Below are 4,692 nucleotides of genomic sequence, written 5' to 3' on the forward strand. Positions count from 1 at the left end.
AATCGCTCCTTGAAAACTAAACACACGAGACCACCGAGCCCGCAAGTCTTTGCGACAAAAGGTCAGGATAGAACGCTTGGATTGAGAGTTTGATCCTGGCTCAGGACGAACGCTGGCGGCGTGCCTAATACATGCAAGTCGAGCGGACCTCTTCGGAGGTCAGCGGCGGACGGGTGAGGAACACGTGGGTAATCTGCCTTTCAGACCGGAATAACGCCCGGAAACGGGCGCTAATGCCGGATGCGCCCGCGAGGGGGCATCTTCTTGCGGGGAAAGGCCCAGATGGGCCGCTGAGAGAGGAGCCCGCGGCGCATTAGCTCGTTGGCGGGGTAACGGCCCACCAAGGCGACGATGCGTAGCCGACCTGAGAGGGTGACCGGCCACACTGGGACTGAGACACGGCCCAGACTCCTACGGGAGGCAGCAGTAGGGAATCTTCCGCAATGGGCGCAAGCCTGACGGAGCAACGCCGCGTGAGCGAGGAAGGCCTTCGGGTTGTAAAGCTCTGTTGCTCGGGGAGAGCGGCATGGGGAGTGGAAAGTCCCATGCGAGACGGTACCGAGTGAGGAAGCCCCGGCTAACTACGTGCCAGCAGCCGCGGTAAAACGTAGGGGGCGAGCGTTGTCCGGAATCACTGGGCGTAAAGGGTGCGTAGGCGGTCGAGCAAGTCTGGAGTGAAAGTCCATGGCTCAACCATGGGATGGCTCTGGAAACTGCTTGACTTGAGTGCTGGAGAGGCAAGGGGAATTCCACGTGTAGCGGTGAAATGCGTAGAGATGTGGAGGAATACCAGTGGCGAAGGCGCCTTGCTGGACAGTGACTGACGCTGAGGCACGAAAGCGTGGGGAGCAAACAGGATTAGATACCCTGGTAGTCCACGCCGTAAACGATGAGTGCTAGGTGTTGGGGGGACACACCCCAGTGCCGAAGGAAACCCAATAAGCACTCCGCCTGGGGAGTACGGTCGCAAGACTGAAACTCAAAGGAATTGACGGGGGCCCGCACAAGCAGTGGAGCATGTGGTTTAATTCGAAGCAACGCGAAGAACCTTACCAGGGCTTGACATCCCTCTGACACCCTCAGAGATGAGGGGTCCCTTCGGGGCAGAGGAGACAGGTGGTGCATGGTTGTCGTCAGCTCGTGTCGTGAGATGTTGGGTTCAGTCCCGCAACGAGCGCAACCCTTGACCTGTGTTACCAGCGCGAAAGGGCGGGGACTCACAGGTGACTGCCGGCGTAAGTCGGAGGAAGGCGGGGATGACGTCAAATCATCATGCCCCTGATGTCCTGGGCTACACACGTGCTACAATGGGCGGTACAAAGGGAGGCGAAGCCGCGAGGCGGAGCGAAACCCAAAAAGCCGCTCGTAGTTCGGATTGCAGGCTGCAACTCGCCTGCATGAAGCCGGAATTGCTAGTAATCGCGGATCAGCATGCCGCGGTGAATACGTTCCCGGGCCTTGTACACACCGCCCGTCACACCACGAGAGTCGGCAACACCCGAAGTCGGTGAGGTAACCCCTTATGGGGAGCCAGCCGCCGAAGGTGGGGTCGATGATTGGGGTGAAGTCGTAACAAGGTAGCCGTACCGGAAGGTGCGGCTGGATCACCTCCTTTCTAGGGAGCAAGGGCGAAGGGTTGCGGGCGAAGGTGGTGGGGTGTGTTTAGTTTTGAGGGAGCGAGAGCTCTCTCGAAGGACCTTGGCAAGTGCATAGGGAGAGGAAAGGTGAAGCTAGGAAGGGCACACGGTGGATGCCTAGGCGCCAAGAGCCGAAGAAGGACGGGGCGAACGCCGATACGCCACGGGGAGCCGTAAGCGGGCTGAGATCCGTGGATGTCCGAATGGGGGAACCCGCTGGTGGGAAGCGCCAGCAGCTTGAGGCCGAAAGGTCTTGAGCGGGGAACCGGGGGAAGTGAAACATCTCAGTACCCCGAGGAAGAGAAAGCAACCGCGATTCCGTGAGTAGTGGCGAGCGAAAGCGGAGGAGCCTAAACCGCATGCGTGTGAAAGGCTGCAGCCGTTGCGCATGCGGGGTAGAGGGGCTGTTTGTGGCGAGCTGCAGGGTAGCCAGCCCGAGTGGGAGCGTAGGAGAACGGTCTGGGAAGGCCGGCCAGAGACGGTGAGAGCCCGGTATCCGAAACGCTTGCACGAGGGTGGAAACAGACCCCGAGTACTGCGGGACACGAGGAATCCCGTAGGAATCTGGGAGGACCACCTCCTAAGGCTAAATACTCCTTGGCGACCGATAGTGAACCAGTACCGTGAGGGAAAGGTGAAAAGGACCGCGGGAGCGGAGTGAAAGAGAACCTGAAACCGTGTGCCTACAAGCAGTCGGAGCACCTCCGGGTGTGACGGCGTGCCTTTTGTAGAATGAACCGGCGAGTGATGCGGGCGAGCGAGGTGAAGGCGGAGGAGCCTGTGCCGAAGCGAAAGCGAGTCTGAAGAGGGCGCAAGTTCGTCCGCATCGACCCGAAACCGGGTGATCTACCCCTGGTCAGGGTGAAGTGCGGGTAACACCGCATGGAGGCCCGAACCCACTGGCGTTGAAAAGCCAGGGGATGAACTGGGGGTAGGGGTGAAATGCCAATCGAACCCGGTGATAGCTGGTTCTCCCCGAAATAGCTTGAGGGCTAGCGTCAGGGGATGAGTTGTGGAGGTAGAGCACTGATGGGGTGCGGGGCCCGCGAGGGCTACCAAGCTTCGTCAAACTGCGAATGCCACAATGTCGAGGAACCTGGCAGTGAGACTGCGAGCGATAAGGTCCGTAGTCGAGAGGGAAACAGCCCAGACCCGCAGCTAAGGTCCCGAAGTACCGGTTGAGTGGGGAACGATGTGGCGCTGCGAAGACAACCAGGATGTTGGCTTAGAAGCAGCCATCATTGAAAGAGTGCGTAATAGCTCACTGGTCGAGTGGCGCTGCGCGGAAAATGGAACGGGGCTAAACCGGACACCGAAGCTCGGGATGGAGACATGGTAGGGGAGCGTTCCATGTGCGGGGAAGCTGAGCCGGGAGGCTTGGTGGAGCGCATGGAAGTGAGAATGCCGGTATGAGTAGCGAAAAGAGGGGTGAGAATCCCCTCCGCCGAAAGCCCAAGGGTTCCTGGGGAAGGCTCGTCCGCCCAGGGTCAGTCGGGACCTAAGGCGAGGCCGAAAGGCGTAGTCGAAGGAGAACAGGTTGACATTCCTGTACCACCGTAGGCGTTTGAGCGAAGGGGTGACGCAGGAGGACGAGGGAAGCGGCCGGATGGAAGAGGCCGTCCAAGCAGCGAGCGTGGGGTGTAGTGAAATGCGCACCCCGGGAAGCGTGAGCTGTGATGGGGAGGGAAGTACAGTACCGAAGTCCCGACGTTCACACTGCCGAGAAAAGCCTCTAGCGAGCCGAAGGTGCCCGTACCGGAAACCGACACAGGTGGGCGCGTGGAGAACACGAAGGCGCGCGGGAGAACTCTCGTTAAGGAACTCGGCAAAATGGCCCCGTAACTTCGGGAGAAGGGGCGCTCTTCCTAGGGGAAGAGCCGCAGTGAAAAGGCCCAAGCGACTGTTTAGCAAAAACACAGGTCTCTGCGAAGCCGAAAGGCGAAGTATAGGGGCTGACGCCTGCCCGGTGCTGGAAGGTTAAGAGGAGGGCTTAGGGGGGAGACCCCCGAAGGTCCGAATCGAAGCCCCAGTAAACGGCGGCCGTAACTATAACGGTCCTAAGGTAGCGAAATTCCTTGTCGGGTAAGTTCCGACCCGCACGAAAGGCGTAACGACTTGGGCGCTGTCTCAACGAGAGACCCGGTGAAATTGTAATACCTGTGAAGATGCAGGTTACCCGCGGTTAGACGGAAAGACCCCGTGGAGCTTGACTGTAGCCTGATATGGGACAACGGTGTTCCATGTACAGGATAGGTGGGAGACGGAGAAGCTTGGGCGCCAGCCTGAGTGGAGTCGGCGTTGGGATACCACCCTTGGGACACGGTTGTTCTAACCGGCCTTGTGAGGACGCGAGGCGGGACAGTGTCAGGCGGACAGTTTGACTGGGGCGGTCGCCTCCTAAAGGGTAACGGAGGCGCCCAAAGGTTCCCTCAGCGCGGATGGAAATCGCGCGTAGCGTGCAAAGGCAAAAGGGAGCTTGACTGCGAGACGGACAGGTCGAGCAGGGACGAAAGTCGGGCTTAGTGACCCGGTGGTTCCGAGTGGAAGGGCCATCGCTCAACGGATAAAAGCTACCCCGGGGATAACAGGCTGATCTCCCCCAAGAGTTCACATCGACGGGGAGGTTTGGCACCTCGATGTCGGCTCATCGCATCCTGGGGCTGAAGTCGGTCCCAAGGGTTGGGCTGTTCGCCCATTAAAGCGGTACGCGAGCTGGGTTCAGAACGTCGTGAGACAGTTCGGTCCCTATCTGCCGCGGGCGTAGGATACGTGAGAGGGTTTGTCCCTAGTACGAGAGGACCGGGATGAACCGACCGCTGGTGTACCAGTTGTCCCGCCAGGGGCACCGCTGGGTAGCCAAGTCGGGAAGGGATAAGCGCTGAAAGCATCTAAGCGCGAAGCCCGCCTCAAGATGACGTATCCCATTCCGAGAAGGAAGTAAGACCCCTCGAAGACGACGAGGTAGATCGGTCTGGCGTGGAAGCGCAGTGATGCGTGGAGCGGACAGATACGAATCGGTCGAGGGCTTCACCTGTACACTCCCTATGCACAAAGG

2 rRNA genes are annotated in these 4,692 nt (G+C 59.6%); both read left to right on the forward strand.

Annotated features, from left to right (window positions below):
• The first annotated feature begins 77 nt into the window (after nt 1-77).
• A 16S ribosomal RNA gene (locus AS26_RS13175) occupies nt 78-1,615 on the forward strand.
• A 108-nt stretch (nt 1,616-1,723) separates the two neighbouring features.
• A 23S ribosomal RNA gene (locus AS26_RS13180) occupies nt 1,724-4,671 on the forward strand.
• The 16S and 23S rRNA genes sit together here, the layout of an rRNA operon.
• Nucleotides 4,672-4,692 lie beyond the last annotated feature (21 nt).

This window comes from Alicyclobacillus sendaiensis NBRC 100866, from assembly GCF_001552675.1.
Taxonomy (GTDB): Bacteria; Bacillota; Bacilli; order Alicyclobacillales; family Alicyclobacillaceae; genus Alicyclobacillus; species Alicyclobacillus sendaiensis.